The sequence below is a fragment of the Arthrobacter sp. CAN_C5 genome, assembly GCF_017875735.1.
Lineage (GTDB): Bacteria > Actinomycetota > Actinomycetes > Actinomycetales > Micrococcaceae > Arthrobacter_D.
On the sequence record NZ_JAGGMZ010000001.1, the window covers coordinates 631,502 to 645,762 of the forward strand.

General features: G+C 67.1%; 11 protein-coding genes and 1 tRNA gene. 2 read left to right on the forward strand and 10 right to left on the reverse strand.

Annotation, left to right across the window (positions count from 1 at the left end):
- Nucleotides 1-52: 52 nt before the first annotated feature.
- The 7 genes from purM to H4V95_RS03065 form a co-directional block, all read right to left on the reverse strand.
- On the reverse strand, nt 53-1,177 hold the full coding sequence (gene purM, locus H4V95_RS03035) for a phosphoribosylformylglycinamidine cyclo-ligase (protein ID WP_209728696.1): 1,125 nt from the start codon (nt 1,175-1,177) through the stop codon (nt 53-55).
- On the reverse strand, nt 1,174-2,733 hold the full coding sequence (gene purF / locus H4V95_RS03040) for an amidophosphoribosyltransferase (protein ID WP_209728697.1): 1,560 nt from the start codon (nt 2,731-2,733) through the stop codon (nt 1,174-1,176). Before purF ends, purM begins: the two co-directional genes overlap by 4 nt.
- Before the next feature lie 40 nt (nt 2,734-2,773).
- On the reverse strand, nt 2,774-3,205 hold the full coding sequence (locus tag H4V95_RS18205) for a hypothetical protein (protein WP_245345547.1): 432 nt from the start codon (nt 3,203-3,205) through the stop codon (nt 2,774-2,776).
- Nucleotides 3,206-3,224: 19 nt separating this feature from the next.
- Entirely contained in the window at nt 3,225-4,664 is a 1,440-nt protein-coding gene (locus H4V95_RS03050; RefSeq protein ID WP_209728699.1) for a DUF2079 domain-containing protein, read from the reverse strand.
- Nucleotides 4,661-5,038, reverse strand: a complete 378-nt coding sequence (locus H4V95_RS03055; RefSeq protein ID WP_196865422.1) for a sterol carrier family protein — start codon at nt 5,036-5,038, stop codon at nt 4,661-4,663. The genes H4V95_RS03050 and H4V95_RS03055 overlap by 4 nt, the downstream gene beginning before the upstream one ends.
- Before the next feature lie 5 nt (nt 5,039-5,043).
- Complete coding sequence (locus H4V95_RS03060; RefSeq protein WP_209728701.1) at nt 5,044-6,048, reverse strand: asparaginase; 1,005 nt, start codon at nt 6,046-6,048, stop codon at nt 5,044-5,046.
- Nucleotides 6,049-6,137: 89 nt separating this feature from the next.
- Nucleotides 6,138-7,754, reverse strand: coding sequence for a molybdopterin-dependent oxidoreductase (locus H4V95_RS03065; RefSeq protein WP_245345548.1), 1,617 nt, complete (start codon nt 7,752-7,754; stop codon nt 6,138-6,140).
- Between the two features lie 103 nt (nt 7,755-7,857).
- Here H4V95_RS03065 and purD point away from each other — a divergent pair, with 103 nt between their 5' ends.
- Nucleotides 7,858-9,192: a phosphoribosylamine--glycine ligase gene (gene purD / locus H4V95_RS03070; RefSeq protein WP_209728702.1), complete on the forward strand. Its 1,335-nt coding sequence runs from the start codon at nt 7,858-7,860 to the stop codon at nt 9,190-9,192.
- Nucleotides 9,193-9,194: 2 nt separating this feature from the next.
- On the forward strand, nt 9,195-10,076 hold the full coding sequence (locus H4V95_RS03075) for a phosphoribosylaminoimidazolesuccinocarboxamide synthase (protein WP_209728704.1): 882 nt from the start codon (nt 9,195-9,197) through the stop codon (nt 10,074-10,076).
- 285 nt (nt 10,077-10,361) lie between these two features.
- On the opposite strand, the gene H4V95_RS03080 is transcribed toward H4V95_RS03075, so the two are convergent.
- From H4V95_RS03080 to H4V95_RS03090, 3 genes are all read right to left on the reverse strand, one after another.
- Nucleotides 10,362-10,438: transfer RNA gene (locus H4V95_RS03080), tRNA-Pro, on the reverse strand.
- Between the two features lie 75 nt (nt 10,439-10,513).
- On the reverse strand, nt 10,514-12,379 hold the full coding sequence (locus H4V95_RS03085; protein ID WP_196865418.1) for an ABC transporter ATP-binding protein: 1,866 nt from the start codon (nt 12,377-12,379) through the stop codon (nt 10,514-10,516).
- A complete protein-coding gene (locus H4V95_RS03090) occupies nt 12,376-14,202 on the reverse strand; it encodes an ABC transporter ATP-binding protein (protein WP_209728706.1) in 1,827 nt (608 codons plus the stop codon). Before H4V95_RS03090 ends, H4V95_RS03085 begins: the two co-directional genes overlap by 4 nt.
- Nucleotides 14,203-14,261 lie beyond the last annotated feature (59 nt).

Sequence of the window (14,261 nt, forward strand, 5' to 3'; positions counted from 1 at the left end):
TGACGGCGATTCTGCAGGTACCCCACTTTTTTGTGCTGGAACCGCGCCTGGCCTAGGCGTACTGGCCGACCAGGCGCACGGATCCGCCATCGACACCCTTGGCGCCCTGCACATAATCCGGTCCGTCGGTGGACTCGTTGGAGGCGTCGGCAATCTGTCCCATCACCCAGGCGGGGACGCCCCGTTCGGTCAGCCGGGCAATGGCGGCGTCGGCGGCGGGCGCTGACACGACGGCGACCATTCCGACACCAAGGTTGAGCGTGCGCTCTAGGTCAGGCAGCGGGACGGCGCCAAGCTCGGCCACCAGTTTGAAAATGGCTGGCAGTTCCCAGGTGGACCGGTCCACGGTGGCTTCCAGTCCATGCGGGAGCACCCGGGCCAGATTGGCGGCAAGACCGCCACCGGTGACGTGGCTGAAGCCGTGGACGCCGGCGTCGTGGGTGACCGGCAGGAAGCGTGCCAGGTCCAGGCAATCGGCGGCGTAGACGCGGGTTGGTTCGAGGAGTTCCTCGCCGAGGGTGCGGCCCAATTCGCTGACCTGGCGGTCCAGAGCCCAGCCGGCCTGGTTGATGATCCGGCGCACCAGGGAGTAACCGTTGGAGTGCAGGCCGGACGACGCCATTCCGATGACAATGTCCCCAGCCCGCACCCGGTCCGGGCCGAGTAGCGCGTCGGCTTCGACCACGCCGGTGGCGGCGCCGGCGACGTCGTACTCGTGTTCGCCCAGGAGACCCGGGTGCTCGGCCGTTTCGCCGCCCACCAGCGCGGTCCCGGCGACCGAGCAGGCCGCGGCGATACCCCGCACGATGTCGGCGATGCGCTCAGGTACCACCTTGCCGCACGCGATGTAGTCGGTCATGAAGAGGGGCTCCGCGCCCACCACCACAATGTCGTCGACCACCATGCCCACCAGGTCAAACCCGATGGTGTCGTGGATGTCCATGGCCTGCGCGATGGCGACCTTGGTGCCGACGCCATCGGTGGACGTCGCCAGGAGGGGCTTGCGGTAGGTCAGCAGCCGTGACACGTCATACAGGCCAGCGAAACCGCCGACCCCGCCGATAACCTGGGGGCCGTGAGTCGCCCGGACCGCATCCTTCATCAGCTCGACGGCACGATCACCGGCCTCGACGTCAACTCCGGCGCTGGCATAGGTGATGGGGGAGTTGGTGGTCATACCCGTTCTTTCTTGTCTTCGTCGGTCAGGACTGCCTCGAACTCGCTGTCGGGCCCGGGGTCGCATCCGTTGGAGCCGGGGTCCTCTGCCGGATCGACCCGTTCGAGCAGGTTTTTCCCCCGCCGTTCCTCGGCGGGAAGCGCGATGGGGTAGTCGCCGGTGAAACACGCGGTGCAGAGCCGTTCACGGGGCTGCTCGGTCGCGGCAATCATTCCATCCTCGGAGATGTACGCCAGGCTGTCGGCGCCGATGGAGTTGCTGATCTGTTCCACCGCTGCACCGTTGGCAATCAGTTCTGCGCGGGAGGCGAAGTCGATCCCATAGAAGCAGGGCCAGCGGACCGGTGGGGAGGAGATTTTGACGTGGACCGACGCCGCGCCGGCTTCGCGGAGCATCCGTACTACTGCCCGCTGGGTGTTGCCTCGCACAATCGAGTCGTCCACCACGATGATCCGCTTGCCCCGGATGACCGACTCCAGCGCGTTGAGCTTCAGGCGGATGCCGAGTTGCCGGAGGGTCTGGCTGGGCTGGATGAAGGTCCGGCCCACGTAAGAGTTCTTGACGAATCCGTGGGCGAACGGGATACCCGACTGCTCGGCGAACCCCACCGCGGCGGGGGTGCCGGACTCGGGGACGGGGATCACGACGTCGGCCTCGGCCGAGTTCTCGCGGGCCAACTGGCGGCCCATCTCCACGCGTGCCTCATAGACGGAGCGGCCGGCGATGGCGGCGTCGGGCCGGGCCAGGTAGACGTATTCGAAGACGCAGCCGGCCCTCGTGGGCTCGGCGAATTTACGGGTGCGGACGCCATCCTCGTCGATGGCGATGAACTCGCCCGGTTCGATTTCCCGGATAAAGCTGGCACCGACAGTGGCGAGGGCTGCCTGCTCGGACGCGACCACCCAGCCGCGTTCCAGCCGGCCGAGGACGAGCGGGCGGACGCCGTGCGGGTCGCGGGCGGCGTAGAGGGTGCCCTCGTCCATGAAGACGAAGCAGAAGGCGCCGTTGATCTTGGGAAGCAGTTCCAGGGCTGTCTCCTCGAGGGACCGGCCGTCGTCGCCTGCCAGGAGCGTGGTGACCAGCGCCGTGTCCGAGGTGTTGCCCTGCGCCATTTCGCCGCTGCGGGGCTTGCCGTGGCGATCGAGGACCATCTGGTACAGGTCTGCCGAGTTGGTGAGGTTGCCGTTGTGGGCGAGCGCTACGGTTCCGACCGCGGTGGCCCCCAGCGTGGGCTGGGCGTTGGCCCAGTTGGAAGACCCGGTGGTCGAATAGCGGCAGTGCCCGACGGCGATGTGCCCCTCAAGCGTGTTGAGTGTGGTCTCGTCGAAGACCTGGGACACGAGGCCCATGTCCTTGTAGACGCTGATCCGGGTACCGTCGCTGGTGGCGATGCCCGCAGATTCCTGTCCCCGGTGCTGCAGCGCGTACAGACCGTAGTAGGCGAGCTTGGCCACCTCCTCGCCGGGGGCCCACACACCGAAGACACCGCAGGCATCCTGGGGTCCCTTCTCGCCTGGAAGAAGGTCATGGGAAAGAGTACCGTCACCGCGAGCCATTGCATCATTCTCTCACGCGCTGGCCCCAGCAGTTCCATAGTCAGTCTGTATGTGACTCGTCGTCGTAAGTGCGCTCTGCAACGGTCCTGCGGGAGCGCCGGACGCTGATTCGATCAAGGACGAGGACCAGGAGCGCGCCGAGCAGGAGCCCGGGAATCGCGAACACCATGATGAAAAAACCGAAGATCGATTCGCGGGTCAGGGTGGGATCGCCGGGGCCAGCGTAGGCGACGATCGCAGCGATGATCACTCCCACCAGCACGCCGAGTCCCATGAACGGGGCGAACCGCGGTGCGCGGCGGACCGTCACCTCACGGCGGGCGGGGGCTTGGCCCCGGGCGTTGTCGGAGGTGTTACCAGAGGCGCCGACAAGGGAGTTGTCCGTCGCAGGCGTTTCGTCGGCTGGGGTCGCGGCGTCGGGTGCTGGCACATCTGCGTCCCCGTTGCGGGGTGGGGGTTGCTCTGAGCTCATGCTTTAAGGCTACCGGCGTTTAGCCGTTCCGCCTGACCATTTGGTACCCATCGTCCTGGAAGACGGGCTCGTAGGACTCGCCGGGGTAGGTGTCCTCGGCGTGGGCCGCGGCGTCTTCCGGATGGGTGGGGCCCCAGCTCCAGTCCTGGGTGTCGACGATGAGGAAATCGGGGGGCGGATTCTCGGAGCCCAGCCAGAACACCTCGGTGTGGGGCACCAGGTATGGCATCAGCACCACCCCGGTCTCCACGGTGGCGCCCTCGGGGATCTGATCCATGAGGCGCTGGGCCGTCTCCCAACGCTCGGACTGCCGGTAGGTTTCCGGGTCGGCGAGGGCGGCGAGCGGCTGGGTGGGCAGCAGGAGCAGCGCGACGACGGTTACGGCGGGTACGACGGCGGTCCCGGCCGCCCGCACCCACCGCCGCTCCGACCGGCGGGACGTGTCAATGGCGTCGATCAGTGCGGCGAACAGGACCGGCATCAGTACGGCGCTGTAGTGCCACTCGGTGCCCCAGTACACCGGGTTTTCGGCCACGAAACGCCAGGCCAGGGTGGGAACCATGATCAGTGTGAGCGGGGACCTGAGGAAAAGGACCCCACCCGCCAGCAGCAGCAGCCACACGGTTTCGTATTTCGCGCTGGCGGAGAAGATCGTCACCACAGCACCGACCGGGTCGGCAAGCATCCCGCGGACATCGATCCGGTCCGAGTAGTCGTACTGGCCGCCGCTGTTGAGCAGGGGCAGGATCACCGCCACGGACAGCAGCATCCAGCCCAGTCCCCAGGCCGCGAGCCACAGGCCGATCCGGTCGCGGTGCCGCCAGGCGATGACTAACCCGATCGCTGCGACGGTCAGCCCCAGGTCCTCCTTGACGAATACCAGCAGGCCGGCCCAGACGACGGCGGCGCGCAGCCGCCCGTTGATCATCGCTTCGAGCGCCAGGGCGAGCAGCGGGATGGCGATCGCAATCTCGTGGAACTGGGCTGCGACCGCGGTCTGCAAGCCCCACGACAGACCGTAGGCCACGCCAAGACAGATGCCGGCAACGGTTCCCAGGCGGCGGATGCCCAGACGGGCGATCACCAGGACCGATGCTCCGATCAGGATGTTCTGCAGCACCAGAAGGGTCAGCCCGGAGGGGAAGAAGGCGTAGGCGGGGCCGAGGAGCACCAGCAGCGGGTGGAAGTGGTCGCCCAGCAGGTTGAATCCGTCCCCCTTGATCGGGACGATGGGCGCATCAAAACCGGCGTAGGCCTTGGCCAGCTGGGTAAAGATGCCGAGGTCCCACGAGGGGGTGTCCATCCGGTTCCACTGCGCCACGGAGAACACCGTGTAGATGATTGTGACCGTGAGGGCTGTGATCAGTGCGGCGGGTGGCTGCCGACGGAACGCCGACCCCGTCGACCGGAGACCGTCAGCGATGAAGGAGTGCCGGTGCGCAGAGTGTTGGACGCTCACGGAGTGTGGCGGCCGGTGGTCGGAAACAAGGGCAACCATTCACTCAGGTCCGCCCGCTGACCGGACGCGGCGACCTTGCCGGCGCTGACGGCGTCGGGCCAGGCCAGTGTTCCGGTGACCAGCCCCAGCCAGGTGGCAGCGTCGGTTTCCACCACGTTCGGCGGGGTACCCCGGGTATGGCGTGGCCCGGGCACGCACTGCGCCACACCGAAGGGAGGCACCCGCACCTCGACGCTGTTCCCTGGGACCCGCTCGGCGAGCTCTTCGAGGGTGTAGCGGACTGCGGTTGCCGTATCGGGCCGCGCAGCCGTGCCGGACCGCACCGCGTCCAGGGCAGGTTGGCCCGCTGTGGCGGGGATCCGTCGTCGTGCCATAGTGGTTAGTCCAGCAAGGCCATGACCGGTGCGGCGAGCCGGAGCTTGCCGACCGGCTCGTTACCGCCGAGGACAGGCGGCACCACCTTGTCCAGCACGGCGCCCACCTTGTCGACGTCGACCGCACCGGCGGCCGCCAGCAGGGTCAGGCCCACCAGCGTGGTGGCGCGGATGTTGCCGTCCAGGATCTTCAGGGCCAGGGAGACGCCGGTGTCGGTGCCCATCACGAGCACCCCTTCGGCACCGTTCTTCGAGATGATGCCCAGATCTTCCATCACCACCGAGTTCTCGCGGCCGCGGCCGTGAACGGCCCACGGGTAATCGAGCATGGCCGTGGCGATGGTCGCCGCGCGGGCGTCAGCGTGCTTGTCGGACGGCGCCCGGGAGAACTTGCCGATACCGCGGGCCAGCCCCTTCAGGGAGACCGCGGCCAGGGGGGCGCCGCAGCCATCGACGCCCCAGTGCGCAACCTTCTCCTCGGTGTACTCCTCGATGACCGCGGCAATCCGCTGCTGCAGCGGGTGCGACGGGTCGAGGTAGGTGGAGTGGTCCCAGTTGTTTTCGGTGCACGCCCACAGGAACGCGGCGTGTTTGCCGGAGCAGTTGAAAGCGATGCGCTGCTTTCCCCGGTCGGTGCGGATCAGCCAGTTGCGGGCTTCCTCATCCTGGGGCCAGTCGGCCGGGCACTGGAGGTGTTCCTCGGACACTCCGGCGGCGCTGAGCATGGTGCGGACCACGTCCATGTGCTCGTGGGAACCCACATGGCTGGCAGCGGCCAAGGCCACCTGGGGGCCACGCAGCGGCACCCCCGACTGCATCGCGGCGAGGGCCTGGAAGGGCTTGAGGGTGGAGCGGGGGAAGACAGGGGAGTTGATATCTCCCAGTTCGGTGACGACTGTCCCGTCCGCGGCCAGGATCACTGCCGAACCCAGGTGCCGGGATTCGATGAAACCGTTGCGTTCCAGGACGGCGAGGTCGACGGCGTCGGAAGTGGAGAAGGTCTGAGGCATGAGACAAGTATCGCTTATCGGCTGCGGGGTGGAGCTTGTGCCCACCGAAGGGAACGGACATCCGGTGGGCACAAGTGGGGGGTGGCAGGCTATTCGGCGGAGAACTGCACCGACTGCCAGCCGGACGCGCCGTTGGGGACGGTATCGGCGCGTTCCTCGGTCTGTACGCCGTCGGGATCGTAGGCCCGGGCGCGTACCGTGTGTGAACCGGAATCAAGGGTGACCTCGTGGGACCACTGGCGCCAGGTATCCACCGACGCTTCGGCAGCCAGGGTGACTTCCTCCCAGTCACCGCCGTCAATCTGGACTTCCACCTTGGTGATGCCGCGGTGCTGGGCCCAGGCCGTGCCGCCGATCATCGAGGTCCCGGCGGGCACCTGGGCGAAGGAACGGGGCACCTCAACGCGGGCCATTGTCTTGATGGGGCCCTCTTCCGACCATCCGCGGTCGGTCCAGTAGGCCGTCTTGTCGGCAAACCGGGTGACCTCCAGGTCGACCACCCATTTGGTGGCGGAAACGTAGCCGTACAGGCCGGGAACCACCATCCGGACGGGGTAGCCGTGTTCCAGGGGCAGCGGCTCACCGTTCATTGAAATTGCGAGCATCGCATCCCGGTCGTCCTGCAGGATCGGCAGGGGAGTGGAGGCGCTGAAACCGTCGGTGCTGGTGGACAGCACCATGTCGGCACCACCGGTGGGCCGGGCCCGGGCCAGCAGGTCGCGGAGGGGGTAGCCGAGCCATTTGGCGTTGCCAGCCAGGTTCCCGCCCACGGGGTTGGAGACGCAGGTCAGGGTGATGTGGCGTTCGATCAGGTCGGCGTCGAGCAGGTCCTGGAAGGTGATGGTGAATTCCTCCTCGACCATTCCGTGGACGCGCAGTTCCCAGGTTTCCAGGTCGATCTGCGGCACGCTCAGGGCGGTATCGATGCGGTAGAAGTCAGGGTTGGGGGTGACCCAGGGGACCACGCCGTCGACGCCGGCCTCCACCCCGGCAGGGATGGCCGGTGCAGCGCTGGCTGGCGCAGGAAAGCTGAGGGCTTCGCGGGCCATGTTGACCGTGTTGCGGGCACCGGCGATGGCGCGTCCTCCGGCGGCCGCGGCACCCGCGATGACTGCGGTGATGCCTGCGGCAGCGAAGAAGGTGCGGCGGCTGGTCCCGCTGGTTTTTGCCTGCCTGGAGTTCGTCTGGGTGGAGTCCAACCCGTGTGCTGCGGGGTCACCGTCGTGTGCGGCAGGTGAGGCGTCGTCGTCGTGCGCGGCATGGAGGGCCCGGATAAGGAACCGCAGCGCGAGCAGCCCGACCGCGGTGCCGATCACGGTAGGGATGGCATCCACGAGGGTGGCCCCGGCGCGGGAGATCACGGCGGCCACGATGATAGCTCCCATGAGCACTACACCTGCGACGCCGAAAGCCCATCGACGGTAGGCGACCACACCGAGAATAGCTGCGAGGATGACGATGGTGACGCCCATGCCGACGAACAGGGCCACCTTGTCATTGGTGCCGAAGGTGGCGATCGCGAAGTCCTTCAGCCACGGCGGCGTGAAGTCGATGAAGGTGGAGCCCAGCGCGATCAGAGGGGCGGCGCGGGCGGTCAGGAAGGCACCGAGCAATTCGGCAACGCCCAGCACCAGACCCGCCGCCACGATCCCGGCGAGTGCGGCCAGCATGGTTCCCTTACGCCCGAGGCGTTGTAAAGCTTTCATGACCTTCATTCGTAGTCGTGGGGCACGGGTATGGGTTGTCATAGGCCACATCGGCCCGTCACAGCTTCGCGAGGACTCAGCGGAGACAGTACGCTGATCTACTGTGAAGGTTCTAGTGATAGGCCCCGGCGGCCGCGAACATGCCCTTGTCCGAGCGCTGCTGGCCGATCCGTTCGTGCACGAGGTGCACGCCGCCCCCGGCAACGCGGGAATCAGCGCGATCGTGCCCACCCACCCGGTCGACGCCGTCGACCCCGCCGCCGTGACAGCCCTGGCCGAGTCGCTAGGCTCCGACCTGGTGGTGATCGGCCCGGAAGCGCCGCTCGCCGCCGGGGTTGCCGACGCGCTGCGGGCCGCCGGTATCCCGGTCTTCGGTCCGTCCCGGGAGGCCGCGCAACTGGAGGCCTCCAAGGCGTTCGCCAAGCAGATCATGGCGGCGGCCAACGTTCCCACCGGGATGGCCCGGGTAGCCTCAACTGCCGAGCAGGCGGCCGACGCGCTCGATATCTTCGGAGCCCCCTACGTCGTCAAGGATGACGGGCTGGCTGCGGGCAAGGGAGTGGTGGTCACCGCGGATCGGGCCGAGGCCCTCGCCCACGCGCAGGCCTGCTTCGACGCGGGCGGAACGGTGGTGATCGAGGAGTTCCTCGACGGACCCGAGGTTTCCCTCTTCGTCCTCTCGGACGGCCTGAACGTGCTGCCCCTCGCGCCCGCCCAGGATTTCAAACGCATTCACGACGGCGACCAGGGCCCGAACACCGGCGGCATGGGCGCCTATTCGCCGCTGGAGTGGGCGCCGCCTGGACTGGTCGATGAGGTCATCGCCCGGGTAGCGCAGCCCACCATCGACGAGATGGCCCACCGCGGAACCCCGTTCGTGGGAGTCCTCTACGTTGGTTTGGCGTTGACCACGCGCGGTCTGCGGGTCATTGAATTCAATGCCCGCTTCGGCGACCCCGAGACCCAGGCCGTCCTGGCCCGGTTGAAGACGCCGCTGGGCGGGGTGCTGCTGGCCGCGGCGAAGGGCGAACTGGACCGGGTGGAACGGCTGCACTGGTCGCCCCAGACGGCGGTGTCGGTGGTCCTCGCGTCGGCGAACTACCCCGATGCTCCCCGAACCGGCGACCGGGTGCGCGGGCTGAAGAAGGCCGAGGCAATCGACGGCGTGCAGGTGTTGCACGCGGGAACCGCCAGGAAGCTCGGCAAGGTGGTTTCCGCCGGGGGCAGGGTGCTCGCCGTCGTCGGGCTCGGCGACGACCTCGCGGCCGCCCGGGCCAAGGCCTACAGCGGCCTGGCCGAAGTGAAGCTGAAGGGCGGGCAGTACCGGAGCGACATCGCCCTGGTTGCTGCGCAGGGCGGGATCGTCGTGGCCTCACCGGCACCTTCGCCCGTCACGGCGTTCTCCGCCGGGTCCGCCTCCACCCCAGCCGGGGAGTGAGCGTGGTCTTCGCCCCATCATTCGTGGAGGTTCCGGGCTGGAAGCACGTCTATTCGGGGAAGGTGCGGGACCTGTACTTGCCCCTGACCGGGCCTGACGATCGGGTGCTCGTGGTGGCGAGCGACCGGATCAGCGCGTACGACCACGTGTTGACCTCCGAGATTCCCGACAAGGGCCGGGTGCTGACCCAGCTGAGCCTGTGGTGGTTTGACCAGCTTGCCGAGGTGCCCAACCATGTGCTCTCGACCGAGGTGCCCGACGCGGTCGCTGGCCGGGCGATGATCTGCCGGAAGCTCGAGATGTTCCCAGTGGAGTGCATTGCCCGCGGTTACCTGACCGGGTCCGGCCTCCTGGAGTACCGCTCGTCGGGAACTGTCTGTTCGCTTCCGCTGCCGCCCGGGCTGGTGGATGGGTCCCGGTTGGAGCCGGCCGTGTTTACACCGTCAGCCAAGGCTGCCGTGGGGGAGCACGATGAAAACATTGCGTACGACGACGTCGTCGCCACCGTCGGCGAGTCCGTCGCGTCGGAGCTGCAGCGGTTGACCCTGGCGATCTATGGCCGCGCCGAGGAGATTGCCCGGTCCCGGGGGATCATCCTGGCGGACACGAAGGTGGAGTTCGGACTGTCGGGTGACGGGGAGATCACCCTGGGCGACGAAGTGCTGACCCCTGACTCGTCACGGTTCTGGGATGCCTCACTGTACGCGCCGGGTCAGGCGCAGCCCTCCTTCGACAAGCAGTTTGTCCGTGACTGGCTCACCTCGGACGCGTCCGGGTGGGACAAGACCTCGAACCCGCCCGAGCTGCCTCTTGAGATTGTCGAGAAAACCCGTGCCCGGTACATCGAGGCCTACGAGCGGCTGACGGGCCTTACCTTCGCCTGAGCCTGTTTGGGGCTGTCCCGCCACGCAATTTCCCACCGGCCGGTATCCGTCAGTGGGATTGTCTGGACTATCCCAGTGAACGCGCCCGACCGGTGGGTTTTCCTGGCGGAGCGGCCGCGATTGCGGGTCTCTGGTGCACGAATGCTCACCCACCTGCCAGCCCTACCGGGCATAAACGCTCATGCTCGCTGGCTCCTTCACCCTGGTGAGCAGCTGTATCGGACAGGGCATGGAGCAGGCATGAAAAAGGGCCCTGCGTTCAACTGAACCGCAGGACCCTGAAACTGGTCGGGGTGACAGGAATTGAACCTGCGACCTCGTCGTCCCGAACGACGCGCGCTACCAAGCTGCGCCACACCCCGATGCGCCCGAGCGACCGCACGAAGCGGAAGCCAGAGCAACCTCTCAAGACTACCCGAGCACCCGGGGAAGTAAAGCTACACCAGGGTCTGCTGCCAGGCGGCGTGCAGAGTCGCGAAGCGCCCGTCCCCACCGATCAGTTCCGCCGGGGTGCCGTCCTCCACCACCTCGCCGTCGTGCACGACGAGCACCCGGTCGGCGATCGCGACCGTCGACAGCCGGTGCGCGATGATCAGCGCCGTCCGGTTGCCGAGCAGCTTCTGGAGCCCCTCCTGCACCAGCCGTTCGCTGGGAATATCCAGGGAGGAGGTGGCCTCGTCCAGGATCAGCACCGCGGGGTTGGCGAGGAAGGCACGGGCGAAGCTGATCAGCTGCCGCTGGCCGGAGGACACCCGGCCGCCGCGCTTGTTCACGTCGGTGTCGTAGCCATCGGGGAGCGACCTGATGAACTCGTCGGCCCCCACCGAACGCGCCGCCTCCTCGATCTCCTCCCGGCTGGCCTCGGGCTTGCCGAGGGCGATGTTGTCCGCCACCGAACCGCTGAAGAGAAACGCTTCCTGCGTGACCATGACGATGGCGCGACGCAGGTCCCGCGGGTCGACCTGGCGGATGTCGACGCCGTCGAGGGTGATGCTTCCGGCGGAGACGTCGTAGAAGCGGGCAATGACTTTTGCCAGGGTGGACTTGCCGGCACCGGTCTGACCGACGAGGGCAATCGTCTGACCGGCCGGGATGCGCAGGTCCATGGTGGGCAGGATGAGGGGGCCGTCCCCATAACGGAACTCGACGCCGTCGAAGTTAATCTCGCCGCGGGGATCCTTCAACGGCACGGGGTGCTTTGGCGGGCGGACGGTCGGCACCTCCTCAAGCAGCCCCGACACCTTCTCCAGCGCGGCCGACGCCGACTGGAACGAGTTGTAGAACATGGCCATCTGGTCGACCGGCTGGAAGAACCGCTTGCTGTAGAGCAGGAGGGCAAGGAGGGCGCCGACCGCCAGGGTACCGTCGAGCACCCGGAAGCCACCGACCAGCAGCACCACTGCCACTGTCACGTTACCGATCAGCACCAGGCCTGGCTGGAAGATGCCGTTGAGGTTGATCGAGCGGACGGTGACCCGGCGGTAATCTTCGGCCAGCTCGTCGTACTTCGCAGCGTTGGCTTCTTCGCGGCGGAAGGCCTTGACCGCGCGGATGCCGGTCATCGTCTCGATGAAGTGCACGATCAACCGTGCCGACACCACCCGAGAGGAACGGAACGCGATCTGGGAGTGCTTCTGGTACCAGCGGGCCAGGAAGAACATGGGTACCGCGGCAACCAGGATCAGCAGCCCGGTCCGCCAGTCCAGAACGAAGATGGTGATCGCGGTGAACAGCATGTACATGACGCCCGAGGCAAGGGAGCTGACCCCGGAGTCCAGCAGTTCGCGCAGTGCCTCCAGATCGGAGGTCTGCCGGGAAATGATTCGCCCCGACGTGTATTTTTCATGGAATTCAAGACTGAGCCGCTGGGTGTGCCGGAAGACCCGCAACCGCAGGTCCAGCAGCATCGCCTGGCTGAGCAGTGCCGTCGCCCGCACGTAGCCCGCGGTCAGGAAGGCGGTGAGGACGGCGGCAATCAGGTAGGTGATCCCGGCCAGCCACAGGAAGGTCGGGTCGCCGTCGAGCAGCGCGGGCAGGGCATTGTCGATGCCGTAGGCGATGATCGCCGGACCGGCGACGCGCGCTGCCTGGGATCCGACCACCAGGGAGATGGTCCAGATGAACTGGCGCCGGTTGGGGCGGATCAGCGAGCCGAGCAGCCGGAAGGAGCGGGAGCGGACTGACTTGTTCTGGGCCTTGGAGAGAAGGACATCGTCCTCGTTGGTGGTGCCCGATGAGGTAGCGCCAGCCGGTGTTCCTTTGCCGGGCGCGGATCCGTGCTCCGGCTGTGGTGATGTGCTCACGCGAGCGCCCCCTCGTCGTCGTTCTTCAGGTCTTCGAGCTCGGAGTCCAGATCGGTGGGCCCGTCCGGCAGGCTGGCGATCACATACCGGTAGTGGGTGTTCCGGGCCAGCAGTTCGGTGTGGGTGCCGACGTCGGTCACCCGCCCGTCCTCGAGCAACGCCACCCGGTCAGCGAGGGCGACCGTCGACGGCCGGTGCGCGACGATCAGTGTGGTGGTCTGGTCGAGTACGTTCCGCAGGCCCTCCTCCACCAGTTCCTCGGTCCGGACGTCGAGCGCGGACAATGGATCGTCGAGCACCAGGACCCGGGGCTTCGACGCGATGGAGCGGGCCAACGCGATCCGCTGCCGCTGGCCGCCGGAGAGGCTCAGTCCTTCCTCGCCGATCAGGGTGTCGACGCCGTCGGGCAGCGAGTACGCGAAGTGGGCCTGAGCGACGTCGAGCGCCTCCTCCAGGATTTCCGCGGCGTGTTTGTCGTCGCGTGGTTCGGCGCCCATCAGGACGTTCTCGCGGACCGAACTGGAAAACAGCGTGGTGTCCTCGAAGGCGACCGACACGTGGGTCCGCAGGTCGGTGAGGGAAATGTCGCGCAGGTCGGTGCCATCGATCCTGATGGATCCGCCGGTCACCTCGTACAGGCGGGGGACCAGTTGCAGGAGAGTGCTTTTGCCGCACCCGGTCACCCCGACCAGCGCCATCGTCTCACCCGCCCGCAGGGTGAGGTTGATGCCGTTGAGCACATCGGTGGTGCCTTCCTCGGCGTCCGGGTAGCGGAAGTGCACGTCGGTGAGGGTCACGTCACCGCGGGGATCGATCAGCCGGACCGGCTCCTCCGGATCGGTAATCGTGTTGACCGATTCCATCACTTCGTAGTGCCGGTCGATGGCGGTCTTGGCGGTGAAGGTCATGGCCAGGAGCGGCCCGATGAACTCGACGGGTGTCGCGACCACCGCGGCGGTGGCGAAGAAGGCAACCAGGGCGCCGATGGACAGGTCCCCGTTGGCGGCGAAGAGGACACCCACCACCAGCGAGGCGCCGAGCGCCAGCTCGGGCAGCAGGGTGACGATCAGGGAAAAGTTGGCCAGCGAGCGGGCCTTGTAGATTTCGGTTTGCCGCAGTTCCTCGGCCTGCAGGTTGAACCCCTCCAGCGCCTCACGGCTTCGGCCGAAGGCCTTCAGGACCCGGATGCCATGGACGGATTCCTCGACGGTGGTGGCCAGGTCCCCGGCCTGGTCCTGGCTCTTGCGGGACACCTTGCTGTAGGAGGTGCGGAACCGGAATCCGTAGATCATGATCGGCAGCGCGGCGGCCAGGAAAATCAGGGCCAGTGCCCAGGAGGTGAGGAACATGATGACGACGCCGATCACCACGGTCAGCGACGTGACCACCAGCATGATCAGCCCGAACGCCATCCAGCGGCGCATCAGGTTCAGGTCGGTCATTGCACGGGACAGTAGCTGCCCGCTGCCCCACCGGTCATGGAAGGCGACGGTGAGGTCCTGCAGGTGGCGGTAGAAGGACGTCCGCATGTTCGTCTCTACGGTCGTCGCCGGGGCGATGACAAACTGGCGGCGCAGGGCGACGAACGTTGCCTCCAGGACGCCGAGTAGCAGCACCACACCGGCAGCAATCCACACGGTCGACGATGCCCCGCCGATGGCGAGGGCATCGTTGATGAGCACGCGGAACACCTGCGGGATGGCAAGGGCCATCAGGCTGGCGCCCAGCGCGCAGACAAGGCCCAGGATCAGCCGCGGCAGGATGGGCTTGATGTGTGGGTACAGTCGCCCGAGCGATTCCCACAGAGTGGTTTGAGTCTGCATACTTCTGTCTTGACACTGGAAGGCGGATCTGGCAGGAGCGGACACTTTGTGTCCCGTAG

Excerpts from the sequence above, each read along its gene's own strand:
- purM (WP_209728696.1), bottom strand. The coding sequence starts at position 1,177 with ATGACCACCAACTCCCCCATCACCTATGCCAGCGCCGGAGTTGACGTC.
- purF (WP_209728697.1), bottom strand. The coding sequence starts at position 2,733 with ATGGCTCGCGGTGACGGTACTCTTTCCCATGACCTTCTTCCAGGCGAG.
- H4V95_RS18205 (WP_245345547.1), bottom strand. The coding sequence starts at position 3,205 with ATGAGCTCAGAGCAACCCCCACCCCGCAACGGGGACGCAGATGTGCCA.
- H4V95_RS03055 (WP_196865422.1), bottom strand. The coding sequence starts at position 5,038 with ATGGCACGACGACGGATCCCCGCCACAGCGGGCCAACCTGCCCTGGAC.
- H4V95_RS03060 (WP_209728701.1), bottom strand. The coding sequence starts at position 6,048 with ATGCCTCAGACCTTCTCCACTTCCGACGCCGTCGACCTCGCCGTCCTG.
- H4V95_RS03065 (WP_245345548.1), bottom strand. The coding sequence starts at position 7,754 with ATGAAAGCTTTACAACGCCTCGGGCGTAAGGGAACCATGCTGGCCGCA.
- H4V95_RS03090 (WP_209728706.1), bottom strand. The coding sequence starts at position 14,202 with ATGCAGACTCAAACCACTCTGTGGGAATCGCTCGGGCGACTGTACCCA.